We start from the raw sequence: 21,406 nt of genomic DNA, 5'->3' as shown, positions 1-21,406 counted from the left end.
CGGCCACGGAGCCGACAGGTACTCTCCTCCGCGGAGGTATCGCCTAGTGGCCTATGGCGCTCGCTTGGAAAGCGGGTTGGGTTAACAGCCCTCGGGGGTTCGAATCCCCCTACCTCCGCCACGCGCGTTGGCCCGCACCTGCTGGTGCGGGCCTTCGTCGTGTCCGGAGTGCGTACGCCGGTCAGCGCAGCTGGGCCTTGAGCCCGTAGCGCCACTCCTCGGAGATCAGCAAGCTGCCCTCGTCGAGGCGGCGCTCGACGGCATCGACGAGCATCGCGGACGCCTTCTCGGGATAGACCCGGTCCCACGCGAGCTCCTTGCGGTGCTCGTAGACGTTGTGGATGACCGCGGTCATCAGGGCCTTGTCGACCGGCGGGGCGAGGAAGTTGCTCCCGGCCAGGAAGGTCTCCGACCGGTCGGAGCCGAAGCGCAGCGTCACGCACGGCACCTCGAGGACGTTGGCCTCCTCCACGATGCTGCCCGAGTCGGTCACGATGACCGCGCACATCGACATCGCCGCGACGACGTCGAGGTAGCTGTCCCACACCGGCGTCGAGATCAGCGCGTCGCCGTAGCGGGCCTCGAGGTCCTCCAGCCACTGGCGGCGCCCGAAGTTGTCGATGGCCGACTCGGTGCCGAGCAGGCGGATGAACAGGATGTGGTGGCCCTGCTCGAGCAGCGCCTCCATGGCGTCCATCAGCAGGTTGAAGCGGTCGCGGTTGGTGGTGTTCTCGCGGCGGTGGACGCAGAAGCGCAGGAAGGACCCGTCGCCCATCTGCGGGAACTTCTCGAGCACCTGGTTCTTGTCGCTGCCGGCGATCGCCTGCTCAAGCGCGTCGACGACCGAGTTGCCGACGACGTCGATGGCCGCGGGCGCGAAGCCCTCGTCGATCAGGAACTCGCGGTTGAGCTCGACCGGGGCGGCGTGGAAGTCGGAGCCGGCGTCGGCGACGCGGGTGTTGAACTGCTCCGGCGAGGGCTCGCGGCTGCCCTTGGACCAGCTGCCGCGGTCGATGGACTGCTCGCGGAACGACGCCCAGTCCAGGTCGGCGCCCTGCTCGATCCAGCCGCGGAGCACCTCGGGCTTCGGCGACAGCGTGCGCAGGCCGGCCTCGACGTGAACCAGCGCCTGCCGCTCGCCGAAGGTCGCCAGCGAGCCCGCCATCGCGGTGGTGGTGTCACCGTGGACGTAGGTGATCGGGAAGCCGCCGCGCTCGGCGAAGCCGCGCAGGTAGAGCGCGAGCTTGGCCGTGATGCCGGAGACCAGGTCGTTGACGCCGCCGCGCACCTCGAGGTTGATGTCCTCGCGCACGCCGAACTCGTCGAGCATCGACTGCGAGAGGTTGTGGTCGTAGTGCTGGCCGGTGTGGCACAGCACCACGTCGTGACCCCGGTCGCGGAGCTCGTGGTAGATCGGCGCCTGCTTGATGATGTCGGGCTTGGTCCCGACGACGACGATGTGCTGGCTGTTCTCGTGGGACATGGGTTCCTTCGATGTGCAGGTGGTTCGGGGGTTCAGAGGAGATCTTCTCGCGTGCTCGCCGCGAGCAGCGAGCGGAGGTGCGCGAGGGTGCCGGGGTCCAGCGCCTTCTTCTTGTCCAGGACGTAGACCGCGTCCTCGTGGGCGACCACCACCAGGCCGGTGGCACCGAGCGTCACGACCGGCCGCCCGTCCATGCTGGCGACCAGCACGTCGTCGCTCTCGAGCTGGAGGGCGGGGCCGATGGCGCCCTGGTCGTCCTCGGCGAGGACCTGCTCGAGCCGCTTCCAGGTGCCGATGTCGCTCCAGCCGAGGTGGCGCGGGACGACCAGGCACTCCATCCCCGCGGCGAGGAGCGGGTAGAGCTCGTGGCCGCCGATCGCGGCACCGCGGTAGCCGCTCACGTCGGGACGGTCGGCGGTGAAGCGCTGGATCGCGTCGAAGACGATCGGCATCGCGGCCCGGTAGGCGTCGCACGCCTGCTGGACGCGTACGCCGTAGCAGGCGGTGTTCCAGTAGAGGGATCCGTCGTCGCCGAGCTCGTCGATGGTCGCCGGGTCGGGCTTCTCGAAGAAGCTGGTGATCACCTCGACGGGTCCGCCCTCGCCCTTGGTGTGGATGTAGCCGAGGCTGCCGTCGAAGCCGGTGGGCTCGGCACCGAGCACCACCATCGACTCCGGGCTGGTGGCGAGCTGGGCGAGCATGTCGCGGGAGGCCTGGTTGAACGCCTCGTCCTCGGTGATGAGGTGGTCGGACGGCGCGATCAGCGCCGGCGCGTTGCCGTACTTGTGGGCGAGCGTGGCGATGCCCAGCGCGAAGGCGGTCGCCGGCCCCGCCGGGTCCTCCTCGAGGATCAGGTTCTCCGCCGGGACCGGGCCCAGCGTCGCGCGGGCGGCGTCGGCGAAGCGGGCGCGGGTCGAGACGTGGATCCGCGACGGGTCGACGATCTCGGTGAGCCGCTCGATCGTGCCGGTCAGCAGCGGACGACCGCCCACCACCGGCTGGAACTGCTTGGGACGACGGTCCCGGCTGATCGGCCACAGTCGTGACCCCTGGCCGCCGGCCAGGATGACGGCGACCGGCTCGTCCGAGGTGTCAGTCATGGGTCGATTCCATCATGTCCGCTTCGCGGTCGAGGGGCCAACGTCGCAAGGCGCGGATCGGACGTCACGAACGCCGCAGGAGCGGGCGGAGCATGAACGCCAGCGCGAGCAGCGACCCCGCGACCAGTCCCGACCACAGGAGCATCGCGCGCGGCGTGCCGAACAGGTCGACCTGCTCGGGCGGGGGTGGCGCCTGCGAGTCGGCGTGGGTCTCGGCGACGGTGGTCTCGACCTTGCCCTTGCGGCCGACCTCCACCTGGCGGGTGAGGGCGTCGTGCGCCTGCACCACGCCCGCGCCGGTCCAGGGGTTGTCGACCTGGCCGTCGGGACCCGCGCCCGCACCCTCCGTGGTGGCCTGCAGCCGGGCGACCAGCTGCTGCGGGGTCTCGCGCGGGAAGCGCTCGCGCAGCAGCGCGAACAGCCCGCTGACCTCGGCGGCGGCCCACGACGTGGCGACCTCGCCCACCACGCAGACCTGGCCGGTCGCGTTGGCGGAGATCGCGCCCAGGGTGGGTGCCGCCACGTCGGTGTCCATGTTGGGTACGACGGCGGCGCTGGGGTCGTCGTTGCCCGGCGGGGTGGCGCTCACCGCGACGACGCCCGGGTAGTCGGCGGGGAAGACGTCGGCGTCGCTGCCGGGCGTGCCCTCGAACCCGTCGTCCTCGCCCTCCTCGCGGTTGCCCGCCGCCGCGACGACCACGAGGGGGAGCTCCACCAGCCGGGCGACCGCGGCCTCCAGCGCCGGGTCGGGGCTGGTCACGGCGAGCGAGATGTTGACGACGTCGAACCTCTCGCGTGGATAGGCGTCGATGACGGCCTGGATGCCGGCGACGATCCCGGCCGAGGTGAGCGGCTTCTGACCCTGCGAGGTGTCGGCGCCGTCGGCGTCGAAGACCTTCACGTCGTAGATCTGCGCGTCGGGCGCGACGCCGTGCGGACCGGCGATCAGGCCGGCGACGATCGTGCCGTGGCCGGAGAGCAGCTCGTTGGGGGCCGCGCCGGCGACGGCGGCGAGGCCGACCCGGTCGATGCCCTCGACCGACCACACGCCGCTGTCGATGACCGCGACCTTCACCCCCTTGCCGGTCGCGAGCTCCTGCGCCTGCTCGACGTGCATCCGGTCGAAGGCGGCGTTGTCCTTCTCGTGGGTGTCGGCCAGCTGCTCCGACCCGGGGACCTCGCCCACCGAGCAGGGGGCGTCGTGGTCGGCCGCGGCCGGACCCGCCCACACCGGGACGACGGCGGCCGCGAGGAGACCCGCCGCGAGCGTCGTACGGACCCGGGGCGAGCCCTGCCGGTGGGACATCACCCGGCGTCCGCTTCCGACTCGGGCGGTGGCGCGTCCGCCGGCACCCGGCGTGCGGCGTTGGTGGACAGCGGCACTCCTGACTGGAAGAACTCCAGCCAGGCGCTCGGCACCAGCGGCGGCTCGACGTCGGCGTAGCCGATGTAGCCGGGCACCTGCGGGCCGACCAGAAGGTACTTCTCGCCCTTGGTGTCGACGACGTAGCGGGTGCCCTCGTCGGCCGCCTCACCCGAGCCCGACATGACGTAGGCGCCGGCGCTCGGCTCGACGTCGACGTCGTGCCGCCCGGGGTCGGTCTCGGACGGGTCGGCGGCGCCCGTCGGGTTGGTCGCCAGGCTCACCGCGGCGTCGCCGTCGGCAGCGGGGTGCAGCACGGCGCACATCGCCCCACCGGGAAGCGCGGCCGGGACGGCGGACGGCCACTCGGCGGGATAGGTCGGGTCGCCGAAGTCGGCGAACAGGTCGTCGTCGACCTGGGTGACCGGGGTGCCTACGACGTCATAGACCAGCCCGGCGAAGTCGCTGAGCCGCTGCGGCTTCTCGTCGCCGAGCAGGTAGTAGGTGCCGGCGCTCGACTGCAGCAGGTCGCCCACCCGGAAGCGGGACAGGTCGGCACGGGTGTCGGCGTAGGGCACCGGCTGCCCCTCGTCGTCGATGCCGTAGGAGTCGGCCTCGAGCGGTGCGCCGAGCTGGAAGAGGTTGAGCCACTCCTCGTCGACCTCGACGGGCGTGGCGCCGAAGCCGAGCTTGTTGCCGAGCGTCGAGGCCGCGGTCGCGTCGGCCGGCATCGGGAGGCGGAAGGCGCTGCCCTGCTGGCTGCCCACCGGCGGTGCCGTCGCGATCAGCCACTGCTCCCCGCCGCTGGAGACCAGGAACGCCGACCCGACGAGGTCCTCGACGCTCGGTCGCTTCTGGACCGCCAGCTTGATGCCGACGTCGCTGCCCGTGCACGCAGTCCAGCCGTCGTCGACCAGCTCGTCGGCGGACGGCAGCCCGGCGGGCGCGCCCTCGATGCCGAGGTCCTCGCCGAGCTGGACGGTCCGGATGTACTTGTCGCGGACGGTGAAGGGGGTCAGGTCGGGCTTGCCGAGGAGCAGCTGGGCCGAGACGTAGTTGGGCACCCGCTGGAGCAGCGGGTCGTCCCCGCCGCGGAGCACGACGTACTGCTCACCGGTGTCCTTGGAGATCACGAAGCTGCCGGTCTCCAGCCACTGGGCGGGGGGCCGCCCGAGGAGGAAGCCGGCGATGGCCGCGCCCGCGAGCAGCAGCACCGACAGGGCGATGCCGCCGATCAGCACGCGGCCCGGACGCACCGGCTCGACCTCGCGGCCACCGGGCGCGCCCGACACGAACGCCGTCACCAGGCGGCGCCGGCTGAACGCGTGGGCCTCGACGAGGTCCTTCTTGGTGGCCATCGATCAGCCCGCCACCGCGGAGACGAAGCCCGCCGCGAGCACCATCAGCGGCAGCAGCGCGATCAGGGTGACCGTCTCGACGATGTCGCCCATCCGGCCGCGCCGGACGGAGGCCGAGGCAGGCACGAGGGTCAGCGCGAGGAGCACGGCGCCGACGCCGGCCAGGCCGATCGCCGCGCCGGCCCGCCAGCCGTCGTGGATCAGGAGCATCGAGACGGCCACGGAGACCAGGCCGAGGATGCCGGAGGTCAGGCCGGCCAGCACCTCGGCACCGGTGCGGTACTGGCGGGTGCGGAACATGACCGCGAGGCAGCAGACCGCGGCGAGGACCGTGCCGAAGACACCCCGGTCCACCGCGAACGGGGCGAAGAGGACGAGCAGGGTGCCGACGGTCGCCGACACGGCCAGCAGGATCTCGTGGCCGACCCGGGCGTCGTCGGCCACCTCGTCGGGGTCGATGTCCTCGGGGTCGGCGGTGATGTCGTGCAGGGAGTAGAGCTGGTCGACCTTCGTGCCGGTGACGCCGAGCGCCATCCACGGGAAGATGCTGCCGGCCAGCACCACCAGGGTCATCAGCACGGTGAAGACGACGCCCGGCTCGAGCGAGGCCACGCGGATCAGCACCGAGCTGGCCACCAGGACCGCACCGACGACGATCGCCGGGATCACCAGCGGGCGGCCGTCCTGCAGGCCGACCACGGCGACGAGGCCGGCGGCGAGCACGCCGAGGCCGGCGAAGAGGAGGGGGTCGGTGAAGAAGGCGTCGTCGAGCGGCCAGCCCCACTCGGGGAGGTCGCCCGGGGCGAGCAGCAGGCCGGCGACCGCGGCGTAGAGCGCAGCGAGCAACGAGACGGCCACCCCCGCCTCGGGCTCGCGCTGGGCCCGGGCGAGCACGATGCCGCCGACGACCAGCAGGCCCGCGATCACCGCGGCGGCCACCCCGCCCAGGACGCTCTCGCCCTGGAGCAGCAGCGCGAGCGCGCCCAGGCCGAGCAGGATGCTGCCCGCGCCCAGTGCCGTACGCCGCCCGGCCGCGGGCTCCCACGGCTTCAGCTCGTTCTCCACGACGTCGGCCATCGCCTCGACCACGTCGTCGTACACGCGGGGGGCGGGGTCGTCGACACCCGCGGTGACGGTGAGCAGGCCGCCGTCCTCGATGCCCTGCATGGTGAGCCCGGCGTCGTTGGCCAAGACCCGACCCTCCTGGGTCACCAGGCGGTAGCCGCCGTAGACCGTCGAGGCGTCGAGCAGGCCCACGGAGCGGGCGAGCTCGGGCACCAGCTCGGCGACCGGGATCGAGCCCGGCAGCACCAGGTCGACGCGACGCGACCCCGAGGCGATGGTCACGCGGACCAGGCCCGAGGCGACCGAGGACCCCTGACTCATTGGCGTTCCCCCTGAAAGTCCTGGACGTGCGTGGACGGGGGGCAGCCTAGATGACGGACTCCCCCGGACATGGCCGAGGCCGGCCGTCCCGGAGGGACGACCGGCCTCGAAGAGCCGGCGCGGCGCTCAGAAGCGGTTGGCACCGCGAGCGTCGGCAGCCCGGTACTCGGCGTTGGACGAGTCGACGCCCTGGCTGGCCTGCTGGAGCAGCAGGGTCATCTCGGTCATCGCCTGGTCCCACTTGGCCTTGGCCTGGTCGTAGGCCATCTTGGCGTTACCGTTCCAGTCCGACTTGAGGGGGTTGAGCTCGTTCTCGAGCTGGTCGAGGCGGGCCTCGATGTCCTTGGCGGCCTTCATCACGTCGGCGGCACCGGCGTCGAGGTGGCCGTGCTGGACCTTGATTCCGTCGAAAGTCATGGCGATCTCCTAGATCTCGAAGTCTGTGTCGGCCGGTCAGCCGAGACGGCCCTGCAGGTTGACGTGGGCGGCGGACTGGCTCTCGTCGGTGGAGACGTTGTCGCGCTCGGTCTCCTTCATCGACGCGGAGAGCTGGTCGAGGGCCTTGAGGATGGTCTCCTGCTTCTGGTCCCAGGCGATCATCAGGTTGTTGAACGCGGTGGCACCCTGGCCGCCCCATCCACCCATCATCGTCTGGATGTTGCCGGACAGGACGCCGCACTTGTTCTTGACGTCGCCGCGGGCCTGGTCGACGAAGTCAGCGCCCTTGGAGAGGGCCTTCTCTGTCTGGCCGTACATGTCGCTCATGTCGATCCTTCTCCCTCGGCGGCCGAACCGACCGAGTTACTTGGTGTGTTGGTGCTGGGTGGTGATCCGGTGCTCGGGGAGACGTCCCGACCCCCCGTGCTGACGAGGCATCTACCCGAGCGATTCGGGGCTAAACCTCACGACGTCATTTCCCACAGCCTGCGGAAGACACCCGCTGCGACGACCGCCGCGGCGAAGGCGAAGCTTCCGCAGAAGGACTCCGCGACCTCGGCGCGGCGGGACCACCACACCGAGCGCCAGCCCCGCCCGGTGGCGACGGCCGCGGCCAGCGCGACGACCCCGAGGCCGACGGCGACGTAGAAGAAGGTGTCGAGGTGGCCCGCACCCGGGCCGACCACGAGGTGCACGGCGAGGGCCGCGAGCGCGCCCAGCCCGGCGAGCCGGAGCAGGACCCGCGCTGCCGCGTGGCGGTAGGACCGGGCCGCGAGGAGCAGCGAGCAGCCGGCGAAGAGGACCAGGCAGCGCGCCCCGATCCGGTCGAGGTCGATGTGCGCGGCGTGCAGCAGCAGCGGGCTGGCGACGACCACCGTCACCAGGATCGCGACGGCGGCCCCGGTGACGAGCCGGGAGGCGCGGTGGACGAGCCGCTCCATCGCATCGGCCGCCACCACGATCCGGCCACGCCGACCGCCGCGGTGGCTGTCGCGCGCCGACCAGGCCGTCACCGCGAGGCGGTCGAGGTCGAGCAGCGCCTCGTCGGGCACGTCGACGGCGAGCGACGGAGCGAAGCGGGCCGCCATCATCGAGAGGAAGACCAGCAGCGTCCAGGTGATGCGGGCGTCCCAGCCCAGCAGCGCGGTGAGCGCGCAGCAGGCGAAGACGGTGAGGCCGCTGACGATCCACACGGTGCTCACCTCGTCGGTGCCCACGGACAGCGCGCGACCGATGCCCGCGACGACCGCTGCCGCGATCGCGGCGGCGCCGAGGATCGCCGGGAGCAGGTGCACGCCCGGCTCGTAGAGGGCGGCGAACGCGGCGGCAGCCGCGAACGCCGGGGCGGCGGCGGCCCGCTGTCGGGTGTGCCGGCCGATGGGGAGGACCCCGACGAGCGAGCAGGCGAGCAGCACCCCGACGGTGACGGTGCGGACCACGTCCTCCCCGGCGCGACCGGCGTACCACCCGGCGAGCACGGCGGCGAGCGCGGCGATCGTGGCGATCATCGAGGCGAGGGCGGGGCTCTCGGGGGCGTTCTTGGCCGCCTCGCGCAGGGTCTGCTTGCGGGGTCGGTGCACGCCGGCGGTCGCGACCAGCACGTCGCCGGCCTGGATCCCGGCCTCACCGAGGGAGACGGCCGCGTTGAGCCGCTCACCGAGCGCGGTCTGCAGCAGTGGGATGGCGGCGGCCTCGCCCGCCTCCGCGGCCTGCTTGGCGTACTCCCGGGCGACGTCGACCGACGTGGCGCCGGTGGGCACGACGAGGTCGAGCACGCCGGCGGGGCCGTGCACGCTCACGGCGATGGTCGCGCCAGCGGGGCTGGGCATCGCGACGTCCGACACGGATTCCCCCTTCGCGTGCATCGGGCGGGCGCTTCTCCGCTGGAGGGTAGTCGCAGGTGCGGCTGCGCGGGAGGCGCACCTATCATCGTCGCGACTTCATCGGGCGAGGCAACGGGGGATGCGTGAGCACGACACTGCGGGGCGGGCAGAGGCTCGACGAACCCGAGATGCCGGGCGGGCAGATCGTCCTCCAGCCACCCCCGGAGCTCCAGGAGGGCGAGGGCGCCGGCGGCGTGCTGATGAACGCCATCCCGATGCTCGGCAGCCTCGGCTCGATCGTGCTCGTGGCCACGATGGGCGGCGCGAACAAGGGCCGCAGCTTCCTCGCGGCCGGCATGTTCCTCTTCGCCACGCTCGGCTTCATCGTGGTGCAGATCGACCGGCAGCGGAAGCAGCGCGCGCAGCAGGTCACCGGCTCGCGCACCGAGTACCTCCGCTACCTCGGCAACATCCGCAAGGTCGCCCGCGAGGCCGCCGACCAGCAGCGTCGCGCGCTCAACTGGCACCACCCCGAGCCCGCCGCACTCCCCGCGCTCGCCGAGGACCGCACCCGGTTGTGGGAGCACACCGGCACCGACGACAACTTCCTGCACGTGCGCTACGGCCTGTGCTCGCAGCCGCTGTCGCTCGAGCTGGTGCCGCCGGAGAGCGCGCCGGTCGACCAGGTCGACCCGGCCGCGGCGTCGGCGCTGCACCGGCTGCTCGTCGTGCACCGGCTCCAGCCCAACCTGCCGGCGTCGATCGACCTGCGCGCCTTCGACCGGATCGAGCTGTGCGGCGACGCCGAGGAGGTCCGCTCCACCGCGCGGGCGATGATCTGCTCGGCCACGGCCTTCCAGAACCCCGACCAGCTGATCGTGGCGGTGCTGAGCTCGGAGCAGAACCTCACGCACTGGGACTGGGTGAAGTGGCTGCCCCACGCACAGAGCGTCCGCGAGGCCGACGCCGTCGGCCCGATGCGGATGGTCGCCACCTCGCTCGACGACCTGGGCAACCTGCTGCCGCCCGACCTCAGCGACCGTCCCCGCTTCGGCGCCGACGAGCGAGCCGCGACGCCGCACATCCTGCTCGTCATCGACGGCGGCCACCTGCCGCCCGGCAACCACATCGTGCCGCCCGACGGCCTCCACGGCGTGACGCTGCTCGACCTGCCCGCCCGCTGGGACGAGCTCGAGGACTCGACCCGCCTGCGGCTGGAGTTCGTCGACGGCCCCGACGAGCTCGGCAAGCGCCCCGTCCGTGCCCTGCGGCTGCGCGGCGAGCCCGTGAAGGCGCTCGCCGACCAGTGCGACATCGCCACCGCGGAGGCGTACGCCCGTCGCATCGCGCCGCTGAAGACGGCGAGCGCGGAGGCGTCGTCGGCCGGCGGCACGGTCGACATCACCTCGACCACGCCCGACCACATGGACCTGCTGGGCCTCGGCGACATCTTCGCCTACGACCCGGCGACCGCCTGGCGTCCACGACCGGCGCGCGACCGGCTGCGCGTGCCGATCGGCATCGGCGACTCCGGCGGCCTGATCCACCTCGACATCAAGGAGTCCGCCCAGCAGGGCATGGGCCCGCACGGCCTGGTGATCGGCGCGACCGGCTCGGGCAAGTCGGAGTTCCTGCGGACCCTCGTGCTCGGCCTGGTGATGACGCACTCCTCCGAGCAGCTCAACCTCGTGCTGGTCGACTTCAAGGGTGGTGCGACGTTCGCCGGGATGGCCGGCATGCCGCACGTCTCGGCCGTGATCACCAACCTCGCCAACGAGCTCACCCTCGTCGACCGCATGCAGGACGCCCTGTCCGGCGAGATGACCCGCCGCCAGGAGCTGCTGCGCGACGCCGGCAACTACGCCTCGGTCCGCGACTACGAGAAGGCCCGCGCCAACGGCGAGCCGCTCGAGCCGATGCCGTCGCTGTTCATCGTCGTCGACGAGTTCTCCGAGATGCTCTCGGCCAAGCCCGAGTTCATCGACCTGTTCGTCGCCATCGGCCGCCTCGGCCGCTCGCTCGGCCTGCACCTGCTGCTCGCCTCGCAGCGCCTGGAGGAGGGACGCCTGCGCGGCCTGGAGTCGCACCTCTCCTACCGGGTCGGCCTCCGCACCTTCTCCGCCGGTGAGTCGCGCGCGGTGCTCGGCGTGCCGGACGCCTACGAGCTGCCCGCCGTCCCCGGCCTGGGCTACCTCAAGCCCGACCAGTCCACGCTGCTGCGCTTCAAGGCGGCGTACGTCTCCGGGCCCCCGTCGAGCCGCACCCGCGTCACCCGCGACGAGGGCGGGGCGATCCGCGGGATCCTGCCGTTCACCATCTCCGAGGTGCAGGCGCTCGACACGCTCACCGAGGAGAACGCCGAGGTCGCCACGCCGCAGCCCCAGCAGCAGGGCGAGCAGCCGTCGCTGCTCGACATCGCCGTGCAGCGGATGATCGGCAAGGGCCCGGAGGCGCACCAGGTCTGGCTGCCGCCGCTCGACGTGCCGGACACGCTCGACGAGCTCATGCCCGACCTGGTCGAGAGCCCCGACCTCGGTCTCACCTCGCCGCAGTGGCGCAACGTGCCCGGCCTGGTCATCCCGCTCGGCACCGTCGACCGGCCGCGCGAGCAGCGCCGCGACACGATGACGCTGAACCTCACCGGCGCGGCCGGCCACGTGGCCGTCGTCGGTGGCCCGCGCTCGGGCAAGAGCACGCTCCTGCGCAGCATCGTGACCAGCATGGCGCTGGTGACGACTCCGCTGGAGTCGCAGTTCTTCGTCCTCGACTTCGGTGGCGGCGCGTTCGCCCCGATGACCCGGCTGCCGCACGTCTCGGGTGTCGCGACGCGCTCCGAGCCCGACGTGGTACGCCGCGTGATGGCGGAGGTCGAGGGCATCGTCGACCGCCGGGAGGCCTACTTCCGCGAGAACGGCATCGACTCGATCGAGACCTACCGCTCGCGTCGCGCCCAGGGCCGCGCCGACGACGGCTGGGGCGACGTGTTCCTGGTCATCGACGGCTGGAGCACGCTGCGCGCGGAGTTCGACGACCTCGAGATGGAGATCCAGCAGCTCGCCGCGCGCGGCCTGACCTTCGGCCTCCACATCGTCACCGCGTCGACCCGGTGGGCCGACTTCCGCGCGGCGATGCGCGACGTCTTCGGGTCCAAGCTCGAGCTGCGCCTCGGCGACCCGCTCGACTCCGAGGTCGACCGCAAGGTCGCCGCGCTGGTGCCGGTCGGCCGGCCCGGTCGCGGCCTGGTGCCGTCCAAGCTGCACTTCCTCGGTGCGCTGCCGCGCATCGACGGCGACGGCAACCCCGACACCCTCGGCGACGGCGTCGACGACCTCATCGACCGGATGGCCGCGGCGTGGAAGGGCCCGCAGGGACCCAAGCTCCGCCTGCTCCCGGAGCTGGTCACCCTCGATGCGATCCGCGAGGACGCCGTCCGACGGCAGCTGCCGGAGAAGCGGATCCTGCTCGGCATCAACGAGAAGGAGCTCGCCCCGATCGGCCTCGACGTCGACGCCGAGCCGCACATGCTCGTCTTCGGCGACGGGCAGTCGGGCAAGAGCGCGTTGCTGCGGGCGTACGTCCACGAGATCATGCGCACCCGCACCCCGAAGGAGGCGCAGATCGTCCTCGTCGACTACCGGCGCTCGCTGCTCGGCGAGGTGCCCGACGAGTACCTGCTCAACTACCTCACCTCCGCGACGCAGGCCACCCCGACACTGAAGGACATCGCGACCTACCTCGAGGGACGCATCCCCGGGCCCGACGTCACCCCCGACCAGCTCCGCAGCCGGTCGTGGTGGACGGGCGCCGAGGTCTTCGTGGTGGTCGACGACTACGACCTCGTCGCCACGCAGCAGTCCTCGCCCGTCTCCTCGCTGCAGCCGCTGATGGCGCAGGCGCGTGACGTCGGCCTCCACATCGTGGTCGCACGGCGTACGGGTGGTGCATCGCGCGCGCTCTACGAGCCGGTCATCCAGTCGCTGCGCGACCTCGCCATGCCCGGCGTGATGCTCTCCGGCCCGCGCGACGAGGGCGTGCTCATCGGCAACCTCCGCCCCCAGCCCGCCCCCGCCGGCCGCGCCCGCGTCGTCACCCGCGACGGCGGCACCCAGACCGCCCAGCTGGCCTGGATGGACCCCACGATGTAGATGGCGCTCGCTCCGCTCGCGCGTGCTCGGCGCCGGAGCTGAGGCGCTTGGGGCGATCCGAGCGACCGCCTTACCTTCTCCCGCTGTTGAACATCCCCCGGGCGATCTCGCGGGCGGCGGTGCGCATGAAGTCCTTGAAGGCGGAGGACTTCACCACGGTCTCGACCATGGAGTCCTCCTCCTTCTCCGCCTTCTTGGTGACGCGCTCGTTCTTCTGCTCGCGGGCCATCTCCTTGACCCGGGCGTCCTCGGCCGCCTTCCGCGCGCCCTCCTCGAGCTTTTTGGCCAGCAGCTCGCGGGCGGACTCGCGGTCGATCGACTCGGCGTACTTCGTCGTCAGCGGCGAGGCCTTGACGGTGGCCTCCATCGCCGAGGTCTCGGCGGCGTCCATCAGCGACTCCGGCGCGCGGAGGCGCGTCCACGCCACCGGGGTCGGGGCACCGCGCTCGTTCATCACGGTGACCACGGCCTCGCCGATCCCCAGCGACGTGATGACCTCGCCCAGGTCGTCGTACGCGCTGTTGGGGTAGGTGTTCACGGTCGCCTTGAGCGCCTTGGCGTCGTTGGGCGTGTGCGCGCGGAGCTGGTGCTGGACGCGCGAGCCGAGCTGCGCGAGCACCTCGTCGGGCACGTCGGTCGGGGACTGCGTCACGAAGAAGACGCCGACCCCCTTGGAGCGGATCAGCCGCACGGTCTGGGCGATCTGGTCGAGGAACGCGTCGGAGGCGTCGTTGAAGAGCAGGTGCGCCTCGTCGAAGAAGAACACCAGCTTGGGCTTGTCGAGGTCGCCCTCCTCGGGCAGGTCGTGGAAGAGGTCCGCGAGCAGCCACATGAGGAAGGTCGAGAAGAGCGCCGGGCGGTCCTGCAGGTTGGGCAGCTCGAGCAGGCTGATCACCCCGCGCCCGTCGTCGGTGAGGCGCAGGAAGTCCTTGGTCTCGAACTCCGGCTCGCCGAAGAACACGTCCGCACCCTGGGCCTCGAAGGAGATCAGCTCGCGCAGGATCACCCCGGCCGTCTGCGGCGAGAGCCCGCCGATCTGCTTGAGCTCGGCCTTCCCGGCCTCGTCGCCGGTGAGGTACTGCAGCACCGCGCGGAGGTCGGCGAGGTCGAGCAGCGGCAGCCCCTGCTTGTCGCAGTAGTAGAAGACCAGGCCGAGCGAGGACTCCTGGGTCTCGTTGAGGCCGAGCACCTTGGCGAGCAGGGTCGGGCCGAACGCCGTCATCGTCACGCGGACGGGCACGCCGATGCCCTGGCCGCCGATCGCGTAGAACTCCGTGGGGAAGCCGGTCGCAGTCCACTGCTGGCCGACGCTCGCGGTGCGGGCGGTCAGCTTGTCGCTCGCCTCACCGGGGACGCTCAGGCCGGACAGGTCGCCCTTGATGTCGGCCGCGAAGACGGGTACGCCGTTGGCGCTGAGCTGCTCGGCCAGCAGCTGCAGCGTCTTGGTCTTGCCGGTGCCCGTCGCACCGGCGACCAGGCCGTGCCGGTTGAGCATGCCGAGCGGGATCTTGATGTGGACGTCGCTGAGGTCGTCGGCATCGAGCATCAGCCCGCCGAGCTCGAGGGCCGGACCCTCGAACTGGTAGCCCGGCGCGACCGCCGCGGAGATCGGGTCCGCCGGTGCTGCCGGCTCGGGGGTCGTCTCTGGGGAGTCGGTCATGCGGGCGAGCCTAGTCAGCGGAGCGGGTGCCGACGAGGGCGTCGTTATGATCCCAGCGTGATCTTCAAGCGGGTGGGCGTCGGCCGGCCCTACCCCGACCACGGACTGACCTCGCGCGAGTGGGCCGACCTGCCCCCACGCCAGGTGCGGCTCGACGAGCTGGTGACCACCAAGGACACGCTGCAGCTCGACGCCCTGCTCGACGAGGACTCCACGTTCTACGGCGACCTCTTCGCGCACGTCGTGCAGTGGCGCGGCGACCTCTACCTCGAGGACGGCCTGCACCGCGCGCTGCGCGCCGCCCTCCAGCAGCGCAGCGTGCTGCACGCGCGCGTCCACCAGGCCGGCGACGCATGAGCGGGGCCCTGCGCTCCGCGCTGACCCTCGGCTTCCTGGCCCTGCTCGTCGTCGCCGCCAGTCTCTGGGGCTGGTCGGCCTTCACCGAGCCGTTCCCCGAGGACGAGCCGGTGCCGATCTGCGAGAACGCGCCGGTCGCCGCCGGCAGCGAGGTGCGCCGCGACCAGGTCGTGGTGAGCGTCTTCAACGGCAGCGGACGCAGCGGCCTGGCGGGGGCGACGAGCGCCCAGCTCGAGGAGCGCGGCTTCGTCGCCGGCGAGGTCGGCGACTCGCCGCAGCCCGCCGCGACCACCCAGATCTGGAGCTTCGACCCCACCAACCCCGCGGTGCAGCTCGTCCAGAGGCAGTTCAAGGGAGCCGAGGTCGTGCCCGGCGACCCCCTCGGGGTCGGTGTCGTCGTCGTGGTCGGGGAGAAGTTCACCTCCCTGCGCAAGAAGCAGGTCGAGTCCGTCGTGGCCGAGTCCGACGCCAGCATCTGCAAGGCGACCGGCTCGGAGTAGGCCGGCCGGTTCAGTCGCGCTCGCGCCGCGACGGGTCCCCGAGCCACTGGGCGAGGCGGCCGTTCTCCGACACCTGGCGCAGCCGGGTCTCGGTGGCCTCACGCAGCTTGCGCGGCGTGACCACCACGAGGTCGTCGCCCGCGCGCAGGACCGTACGCCGCTCGGGCACGAGCACGTCTCCCGCCCGGATCACCAGCGAGACCGACGCGCCCTGCGGCAGCCGCAGCTCCCCCACCTCGACCCCGTGCATCTTCGACCTCGGTGCGATCGTCACCTGGAGGAGGTCGGCCGCGACCCGCTCCAGCGGGGCGGCCTCCACGTCGAGGCCGCGCGGCTCGGAGCGCAGCGCCACCCCGAGCAGCCGCGCCACCCACGGCAGGGTCGGTCCGGTGAGCAGCGTGTAGACCACGACCATCACGAAGACGATGTCGAAGAGGTGGTCGGCGCCCTCGACGCCCCCGGCGAGCGGGATGGTGGCGAGGACGATGGGCACCGCGCCGCGCAGGCCGGCCCAGGAGATGAAGACCATGTCGCGGGCACCCATGCGCTGCACGACGGTGCTGACGAGGACCGAGAGGGGGCGTGCCACGAACGTCAGCACCAGGCCGGTCACGAGCGCGTCCACCACGGTGTCGAGGTCGATGCGGCCCGGCGAGAGCAGCAGGCCGAGCATCACGAACAGCCCGATCTGTGCCAGCCACGCGACGCCCTCGGCGAAGGACCGGGTGGCGACACGGTGCGGGAGCTCGCTGTTGCCGAGGATCAGCGCGGCGACGTAGATCGCGGCGAAGCCGGACGCGTGCACCGCGGCCGCGGCGCCGTACGCCAGGAAGGCGAGGCACATGACCGCGAGCGGGTACAGGCCCGAGGACGGCAGGGCGACGCGCCGCATCAGCCACGCGCCGGCGAAGCCGCAGGCGGCGCCGATGAGGCCGCCGGCCACCAGCTCGAAGACGATCGTGCCGGCGACCTCGAACAGGCCGGCCTCGCCGACGGCACCAGTCGAGATGATGCCGACGAGGACGACCGTCGGCGCGTCGTTGAGTCCGGACTCGGCCTCCAGGGCACCGGTCAGGCGCTTGGGCAGCGGCACGACGCGCAGCACCGAGAACACCGCGGCCGCGTCGGTCGGCGAGCACACCGCACCCAGCAGGACAGCCAGCTCCCACGGCAGGCCCAGGAGGTAGTGGGTGCCGACCGCCACCACGGCCACCGACACTGCGACCCCCAGGGTGGCCAACGAGATCCCGAGGCGGATGCTCGACCTCATCTGCCGCCAGTCGGTCGTCAGACCACCTTCGGCCAGGATGATCGCGAGCGCACCGAAGCCGAGCGCGTGGGCCAGCTGGGCGTCGTCGAACGGGATCGCGAACGGGCCACCCTCGCCGAGCAGCACTCCGATGAAGAGGTAGATCAGCAGCGAAGGGAGGCCGGCTCCCGCCGAGACCCGGACCGCCAGGATCGCCGCCAACGTCACGACCGCGCCGACCAGCACGAACGCGTCGAGCTGGTGGACGTCGAATGTCATGCACACCTCGTGCCATCGGGCTTGGAGACGGGGCTGGTCGTGGCGCGATCCTATCGGTGCCGTAGTGCCAGAATCGTTCGTCGGAGCACGTTTGGACGGCCCTCGCCACGGGTAGGCGTCCGCCGACGAGAGGGAGTGATCGATGTACGGCGACACCGCCGCGGGCCGCAAGCGCGTCGCCCAGCTGCGCGAGCAGAGCGGCGACATCCGGGCCCTCGCCGCACGACTCGTCTCCCAGGCCGAGGCCGTGCCGTGGCACGGCAAGGCCGCCGACGCGATGCGCGAGCGGATCAAGGAGCGCGCGAGCCACCTCCGGGCCGCCGCCGCCCAGCACGAGACCGCCGCCGAGTCGCTGGCCAAGCACCTCACCGAGGTCGACTCCCTCAAGGAGGCCATCGAGGTGCGCTCCCACAAGGCCACCACCCTCGTCGAGGACGCCCGCACGCGAGCGAGCGAGGCCGAGGACGGCCAGCCCGACGCGACCGACGCGCCGCTGCTGGCGTTCGACCCTCCCCCCGCCGGTCACAAGGACTGGCTGACCGTCGACCTGCCGGGGCTCTGACATGGTGACCATCGACCTGACCACCCCGCCCACTCCCCCGGCGAGCTTCCTCGACGGGATGGCCCGCCGCCTCGCCCTGACCCTGCCCGAGCTGCGCCTCGTCGCCGAGCTCGCGGGCGGGGCGCCCCTGCCGTTCGACCTCGCCACCGGCGACGCGCCCGCGACCGGCGCCGGCTCGCTCTCCGGTCGGCTCGGCCAGAGCCGCGGCTCAGTGGAGGACTCCGCCTACACCGACGCGATCGGCACGCTGCACGACCCGCACGACACCCTGCGTCGACGAGGCCTGCTCACCGACGAGGGCGCCGACCCCGGCATCGTCGGGGCCGTGGGGCTGCTCGCCACGCCGCGGCTCGCCCTCGACATCGACGTCGCCGCCGGTGACACCCAGGTGAAGGCCTGGCACCGCCACAGCGGCGGCGCAGTCGCGAGCCTGTCGACGTGCGACGGCATCGTCTTCGAGCTCGCGTGGTTCCCCGCCGACCAGTGGACCGTCGAGCTCGCGCGGGTCACCGCGGTCCCCGAGGACGTGCCGCTCGGCACCTCCCACGTGCCCGCCCACCTCGACGTCCCCTACGCGCTCGCCGACGCGATCGGCGAGGCCTTGCGCTCCGGGCGCTCCGACCTCGTCCCCGTGCTGATCGGTCAGGCCGACGGCGACGTGCTCGCCGACGGGGAGCCGCTCGGCGCCGCCGAGGCCGCCGCCTCCGTCTCCGCCGTCCACACCGAGAGCCGGGGCCGCCTCCGCATCCTCGCCGCCGAGGTGGCCGAGCGCGCCACGACCGCTGTGGGCGTGGTGTCGTGGGTGCTGCTGCGCGACGGCTGGCACTCGCTGACCCCGCGCCACGACGACGGCGCCCGCGTCGCCGTGGGCCGCGTCGACCCCGACGACCTGGCGACCGAGCTCGCCCCCGTACTGGCCCAGGTGACCACGACATGAAGCCACCCCACGACGTTCTCGCCCTCCCCCGCTACGCTCCTCCGTCCGACAACGCCGCAGGGACCCCGACATGAGCGACCTCGAGATCCCCCGCACCCACGGCGACGAGACCCCCGAGGCCTCCTCGGCGTCGGTCACCGCGGACAAGTACGACCAGATGCTGGCGCTGGCCGACCTCTTCGACTCCTCCGGCAACGAGATGCGCACCCGCGCCCGCCTCGGGTCGGAGATCCTCTCCGACGACGACGTCGCCGACTCCGGCGAGCTGTCCCGGGCCACCTGGGGCCAGGCCGAGGAGGACATCCGGGCCGCCACCACGGGCAAGAACGGCCTGCTGACCCGCTCGGTCGAGCTCGACGCCGACGCGCTCGTCGTACGAGCAACCGTGCTGACCTACCGCTGGATCGACGAGCTCCAGCAGGCCGCCTACAAGACGCTCGGCTCGATCGCCGGGCGCGCCATCGGCTACCTCGCGCCCGAGGTGGCGCTCGGCGGCGCGATCGTCAGCGCCGGCCTCATCGAGACCGACGCGATGGACCGCGACGGCGTCACGGCCTACCTCAACGAGCTCGCCGAGAACAACCCCGAGCTGATGGACCACCTCTCCGGGGGCGGTGGGCTGCTCGACGGCCTGCACATGCGCTCGCTGCTCACCGCCGGCGTGCTGGCCACCGACCAGGGAGCGCACGCCGCGCGTGGCGGGCTGCGTGCCATCGGCGTCGAGCCGTTCCCGACCGACGCCGTGGCGGCCTTCCGCGACTCCGCGGGATCGTTCGTCGAGGTCGAGCACCCCGAGGCCGAGGCCGACACCGGTGAGGGACATGCGCCCCGCTCGCTCGAGGAGCTGATGGCCAACCTGCTCGCCGAGGACCGCAGGATCAGCGTCCAGCGCGTCGGCGCCGGCCGATACATCGCCTACCTCCCCGGCAACCTCGGTCCCGAGAACGGCCGGCTCAGGCTCGTCGGCGCCGACCCGACGACGTCCGCGAGCAAGGTCGTCCGGGCCATCGAGAAGGCCGTCACCGAGGACGACGCCCGCGTCATGCTCGTCGGTTCCGCCGCCGGCGGCGCCATCGCGGCCGAGATCGCCGCCACCGCGAGCTCGACGCGCTTCGTCGTCGACCAGGTCGTCACCGCAGGAGCACCGTCGGCGCAGGTGCCGCGGATCCCCGGCGAGACTCGCGTCCTGTCGCTGGAGGACCGCTCCGACCCCGTCGCCCTGCTCGGCTCGCTGATCAACGCCTCGATCCCCAACCGGCTCACGGTCGTCTTCGACGGCCGCGACGGCGAGGGCACCAGCGTGTACGTCGAGGGCGCCCGCGCCGCCGACAGCGCCGAGCACCCGGAGGTCCGGGCGGAGATCACCCGCCTCCAGGACCTCGGCTTCCTCGCCGGCTAGACAATTCCATGCACGAACTCGCCCAGCTGGGCGAGGTTGCGGCACTCGGTCATCGGCACGACCTCGCCGTACTTGTCGGCGGCGCTGTCGCCCGTGCCCCAGTGGCGCGGGTGCTCGGGGTTGAGCCACCAGGCGTGGCGGGCCCGGCCGGCCAGGTCGGCGAGCACGGGCAGGGCGAGGTCGCTGTAGTTGGACCGCGCGTCGCCCAGGACGAGCAGCGATGACTTCGGACCGATCGCGTCGCCGTGGTCCTCGGCGAATCGGGTCAGCGCCCGCCCGTAGTTGGTCCGGCCCCACAGTGCGGCGTGCGAGATGCTCGCCGCCAGGCCCTCCATCACCTCGACCACGTCCGCGCCGGGCTGGAACCGGTCGCTGACCTCGACCACGTCGTCGACGAACGTGAATGCCCGCACGCCGCTGAACGCCTCGCGCAGCGCGTACACCAGGAGCAGGGTGAACTGCGCGAAGTTGGCCACCGACCCGCTCACGTCGCAGAGCACGACGAGGTCGGTGCGGTGCGGCCGCTTGGGCTTGTGGATCGTGGTCAGCGGCACCCCGCCCGTGGCGATCGACGCGCGCACCGTGCGGCGTACGTCGAGGGGGCCGCGCCGCCGCGCGTGCTGCTCCTTGGTGAGCCTGGCCGCCAGGCGCCGGGCCAAGGGATAGATCTCGCGCCGCATCTCGTCGAGGTCGCTGCGCCGGGCGGCGGTGAAGTCGAGCCGGTCGATGGTGGGCCGCACGGTCACGTCTACGACGTGCTCGGGCCCCTTCTCCTCCGCGATGCGGCGCCGCGCGTCGCCCTCGACCATCCGGGTGAAGTCGCCGATCCGGCGGCCGGCCGCGCGCTGCGCCTGCTGGTCGTCGAGGCCCTCGGCGAGCAGCCCCTGCACGAGGCGGTCCATCAGCTCGGACGGGGACACGCGCTGGAGCGAGGTGTACGCCGACCAGCTCGACAGCCCCGGCCCGCGCCCGGGCATCGCGCCGAACCGCGCCACCGCCTCGACTGCAAGGTCCTGCAATGCCTGCTGGTCACCGGCGGCGAGCGCCTCGGCCAGCGCCTCGCGGAAGCGCTCGAGCTCGAGCCCCGAGTCGCGCACGCCCTGCGTCGGGACGGTGTCCTCACCGGCGACGCCACCTCCGATCAACCGCGGGTAGTAGATGTCGAAGACCGCGTCGAAGGTGACCCGCTGCGGCTGCCGCTTCACGAGCGTCGCGGCGTACGCCGCCCGCACGGTCTCGCGGTCGTGCCACCGCACCTTCTCCAGTGCGCTGATCGCGTCGAGGCCCTCCGCCAGCGACACCGAGAGGCCCGCGGAGCGCAGTGCCTCCACGAAGCCGATGTGGGTGTCGAGCAGGCTCATCGGACG

At 72.4% G+C, this 21,406-nt stretch carries 17 protein-coding genes and 1 tRNA gene; 7 read left to right on the top strand and 11 right to left on the bottom strand.

All coding sequences use genetic code 11. From position 1 onward, the window contains the following. The first annotated feature begins 32 nt into the window (after positions 1-32). Positions 33-121: transfer RNA gene (locus tag ACE3QY_RS02165), tRNA-Ser, on the top strand. Positions 122-181: 60 nt separating this feature from the next. Here ACE3QY_RS02165 and ACE3QY_RS02160 read toward each other — a convergent pair. From ACE3QY_RS02160 to ACE3QY_RS02125, 8 genes are all read right to left on the bottom strand, one after another. Next, positions 182-1,483: a UDP-N-acetyl glucosamine 2-epimerase gene (locus ACE3QY_RS02160; protein WP_374454359.1), complete on the bottom strand. Its 1,302-nt coding sequence runs from the start codon at positions 1,481-1,483 to the stop codon at positions 182-184. A 32-nt stretch (positions 1,484-1,515) separates the two neighbouring features. Next, positions 1,516-2,583, bottom strand: coding sequence for a sugar phosphate nucleotidyltransferase (locus tag ACE3QY_RS02155; RefSeq protein WP_374454358.1), 1,068 nt, complete (start codon positions 2,581-2,583; stop codon positions 1,516-1,518). A 64-nt stretch (positions 2,584-2,647) separates the two neighbouring features. Further along, entirely contained in the window at positions 2,648-3,889 is a 1,242-nt protein-coding gene (locus tag ACE3QY_RS02150) for a S8 family serine peptidase (protein ID WP_374454357.1), read from the bottom strand. Next, positions 3,889-5,304, bottom strand: a complete 1,416-nt coding sequence (locus ACE3QY_RS02145) for a type VII secretion protein EccB (RefSeq protein WP_374454356.1) — start codon at positions 5,302-5,304, stop codon at positions 3,889-3,891. Before ACE3QY_RS02145 ends, ACE3QY_RS02150 begins: the two co-directional genes overlap by 1 nt. Positions 5,305-5,307: 3 nt before the next feature. After that, the gene (eccD, locus tag ACE3QY_RS02140; RefSeq protein ID WP_374454355.1) at positions 5,308-6,690 is read right to left on the bottom strand and encodes a type VII secretion integral membrane protein EccD; all 1,383 of its coding nucleotides are present in this window, start codon (positions 6,688-6,690) and stop codon (positions 5,308-5,310) included. A 126-nt stretch (positions 6,691-6,816) separates the two neighbouring features. Further along, positions 6,817-7,107: a WXG100 family type VII secretion target gene (locus ACE3QY_RS02135; RefSeq protein ID WP_374454354.1), complete on the bottom strand. Its 291-nt coding sequence runs from the start codon at positions 7,105-7,107 to the stop codon at positions 6,817-6,819. 36 nt (positions 7,108-7,143) lie between these two features. Further along, positions 7,144-7,455, bottom strand: coding sequence for a WXG100 family type VII secretion target (locus tag ACE3QY_RS02130; RefSeq protein ID WP_374454353.1), 312 nt, complete (start codon positions 7,453-7,455; stop codon positions 7,144-7,146). A gap of 137 nt (positions 7,456-7,592) precedes the next feature. Then, a complete protein-coding gene (locus ACE3QY_RS02125; RefSeq protein ID WP_374454352.1) occupies positions 7,593-8,972 on the bottom strand; it encodes a hypothetical protein in 1,380 nt (459 codons plus the stop codon). A 122-nt stretch (positions 8,973-9,094) separates the two neighbouring features. On the opposite strand from ACE3QY_RS02125, the gene eccCa reads away from it, so the two are divergent. Next, entirely contained in the window at positions 9,095-13,096 is a 4,002-nt protein-coding gene (gene eccCa / locus ACE3QY_RS02120) for a type VII secretion protein EccCa (protein WP_374454351.1), read from the top strand. 70 nt (positions 13,097-13,166) lie between these two features. On the opposite strand, the gene ACE3QY_RS02115 is transcribed toward eccCa, so the two are convergent. Further along, positions 13,167-14,756, bottom strand: coding sequence for a helicase HerA-like domain-containing protein (locus ACE3QY_RS02115; protein ID WP_374454350.1), 1,590 nt, complete (start codon positions 14,754-14,756; stop codon positions 13,167-13,169). A 57-nt stretch (positions 14,757-14,813) separates the two neighbouring features. Here ACE3QY_RS02115 and ACE3QY_RS02110 point away from each other — a divergent pair, with 57 nt between their 5' ends. Together ACE3QY_RS02110 and ACE3QY_RS02105 are read left to right on the top strand one after the other, a co-directional pair. Then, positions 14,814-15,113, top strand: a complete 300-nt coding sequence (locus ACE3QY_RS02110) for a type II toxin-antitoxin system VapB family antitoxin (protein ID WP_374454349.1) — start codon at positions 14,814-14,816, stop codon at positions 15,111-15,113. Further along, positions 15,110-15,613, top strand: coding sequence for a LytR C-terminal domain-containing protein (locus ACE3QY_RS02105; protein WP_374454348.1), 504 nt, complete (start codon positions 15,110-15,112; stop codon positions 15,611-15,613). Before ACE3QY_RS02110 ends, ACE3QY_RS02105 begins: the two co-directional genes overlap by 4 nt. Before the next feature lie 10 nt (positions 15,614-15,623). Here the strand turns inward: ACE3QY_RS02105 and ACE3QY_RS02100 are convergent, their stop codons facing one another. Continuing rightward, the gene (locus tag ACE3QY_RS02100) at positions 15,624-17,141 is read right to left on the bottom strand and encodes a potassium/proton antiporter (protein ID WP_374454347.1); all 1,518 of its coding nucleotides are present in this window, start codon (positions 17,139-17,141) and stop codon (positions 15,624-15,626) included. A gap of 142 nt (positions 17,142-17,283) precedes the next feature. Between ACE3QY_RS02100 and ACE3QY_RS02095 the strand changes: the two genes are divergently transcribed. From ACE3QY_RS02095 to ACE3QY_RS02085, 3 genes are all read left to right on the top strand, one after another. Continuing rightward, a complete protein-coding gene (locus ACE3QY_RS02095) occupies positions 17,284-17,703 on the top strand; it encodes a hypothetical protein (protein ID WP_374454346.1) in 420 nt (139 codons plus the stop codon). Position 17,704: 1 nt separating this feature from the next. Beyond that, on the top strand, positions 17,705-18,640 hold the full coding sequence (locus ACE3QY_RS02090; protein ID WP_374454345.1) for a hypothetical protein: 936 nt from the start codon (positions 17,705-17,707) through the stop codon (positions 18,638-18,640). Between the two features lie 70 nt (positions 18,641-18,710). Continuing rightward, positions 18,711-20,039, top strand: coding sequence for a hypothetical protein (locus ACE3QY_RS02085; RefSeq protein WP_374454344.1), 1,329 nt, complete (start codon positions 18,711-18,713; stop codon positions 20,037-20,039). Here ACE3QY_RS02085 and ACE3QY_RS02080 read toward each other — a convergent pair. Next, a complete protein-coding gene (locus tag ACE3QY_RS02080; protein WP_374454343.1) occupies positions 20,036-21,400 on the bottom strand; it encodes a VWA domain-containing protein in 1,365 nt (454 codons plus the stop codon). The two genes, ACE3QY_RS02085 and ACE3QY_RS02080, sit on opposite strands and share 4 nt — an antisense overlap. Positions 21,401-21,406: the final 6 nt, after the last annotated feature.

It is taken from the genome of Nocardioides sp. (genome assembly GCF_041913365.1).
In the GTDB taxonomy this organism is placed as follows: domain Bacteria; phylum Actinomycetota; class Actinomycetes; order Propionibacteriales; family Nocardioidaceae; genus Nocardioides.
This window is presented reverse-complemented; position numbering and strand designations above follow the sequence as displayed.

Coding starts and splice junctions, on each gene's coding strand:
- ACE3QY_RS02090 (WP_374454345.1), top strand. CDS start 17,705: ATGGTGACCATCGACCTGACCACCCCGCCCACTCCCCCGGCGAGCTTC.
- ACE3QY_RS02105 (WP_374454348.1), top strand. CDS start 15,110: ATGAGCGGGGCCCTGCGCTCCGCGCTGACCCTCGGCTTCCTGGCCCTG.
- ACE3QY_RS02155 (WP_374454358.1), bottom strand. CDS start 2,583: ATGACTGACACCTCGGACGAGCCGGTCGCCGTCATCCTGGCCGGCGGC.
- ACE3QY_RS02085 (WP_374454344.1), top strand. CDS start 18,711: ATGAGCGACCTCGAGATCCCCCGCACCCACGGCGACGAGACCCCCGAG.
- ACE3QY_RS02100 (WP_374454347.1), bottom strand. CDS start 17,141: ATGACATTCGACGTCCACCAGCTCGACGCGTTCGTGCTGGTCGGCGCG.
- ACE3QY_RS02150 (WP_374454357.1), bottom strand. CDS start 3,889: ATGTCCCACCGGCAGGGCTCGCCCCGGGTCCGTACGACGCTCGCGGCG.
- ACE3QY_RS02145 (WP_374454356.1), bottom strand. CDS start 5,304: ATGGCCACCAAGAAGGACCTCGTCGAGGCCCACGCGTTCAGCCGGCGC.
- ACE3QY_RS02115 (WP_374454350.1), bottom strand. CDS start 14,756: ATGACCGACTCCCCAGAGACGACCCCCGAGCCGGCAGCACCGGCGGAC.
- eccD (WP_374454355.1), bottom strand. CDS start 6,690: ATGAGTCAGGGGTCCTCGGTCGCCTCGGGCCTGGTCCGCGTGACCATC.
- ACE3QY_RS02135 (WP_374454354.1), bottom strand. CDS start 7,107: ATGACTTTCGACGGAATCAAGGTCCAGCACGGCCACCTCGACGCCGGT.
- ACE3QY_RS02095 (WP_374454346.1), top strand. CDS start 17,284: ATGTACGGCGACACCGCCGCGGGCCGCAAGCGCGTCGCCCAGCTGCGC.
- ACE3QY_RS02160 (WP_374454359.1), bottom strand. CDS start 1,483: ATGTCCCACGAGAACAGCCAGCACATCGTCGTCGTCGGGACCAAGCCC.
- ACE3QY_RS02130 (WP_374454353.1), bottom strand. CDS start 7,455: ATGAGCGACATGTACGGCCAGACAGAGAAGGCCCTCTCCAAGGGCGCT.
- ACE3QY_RS02080 (WP_374454343.1), bottom strand. CDS start 21,400: ATGAGCCTGCTCGACACCCACATCGGCTTCGTGGAGGCACTGCGCTCC.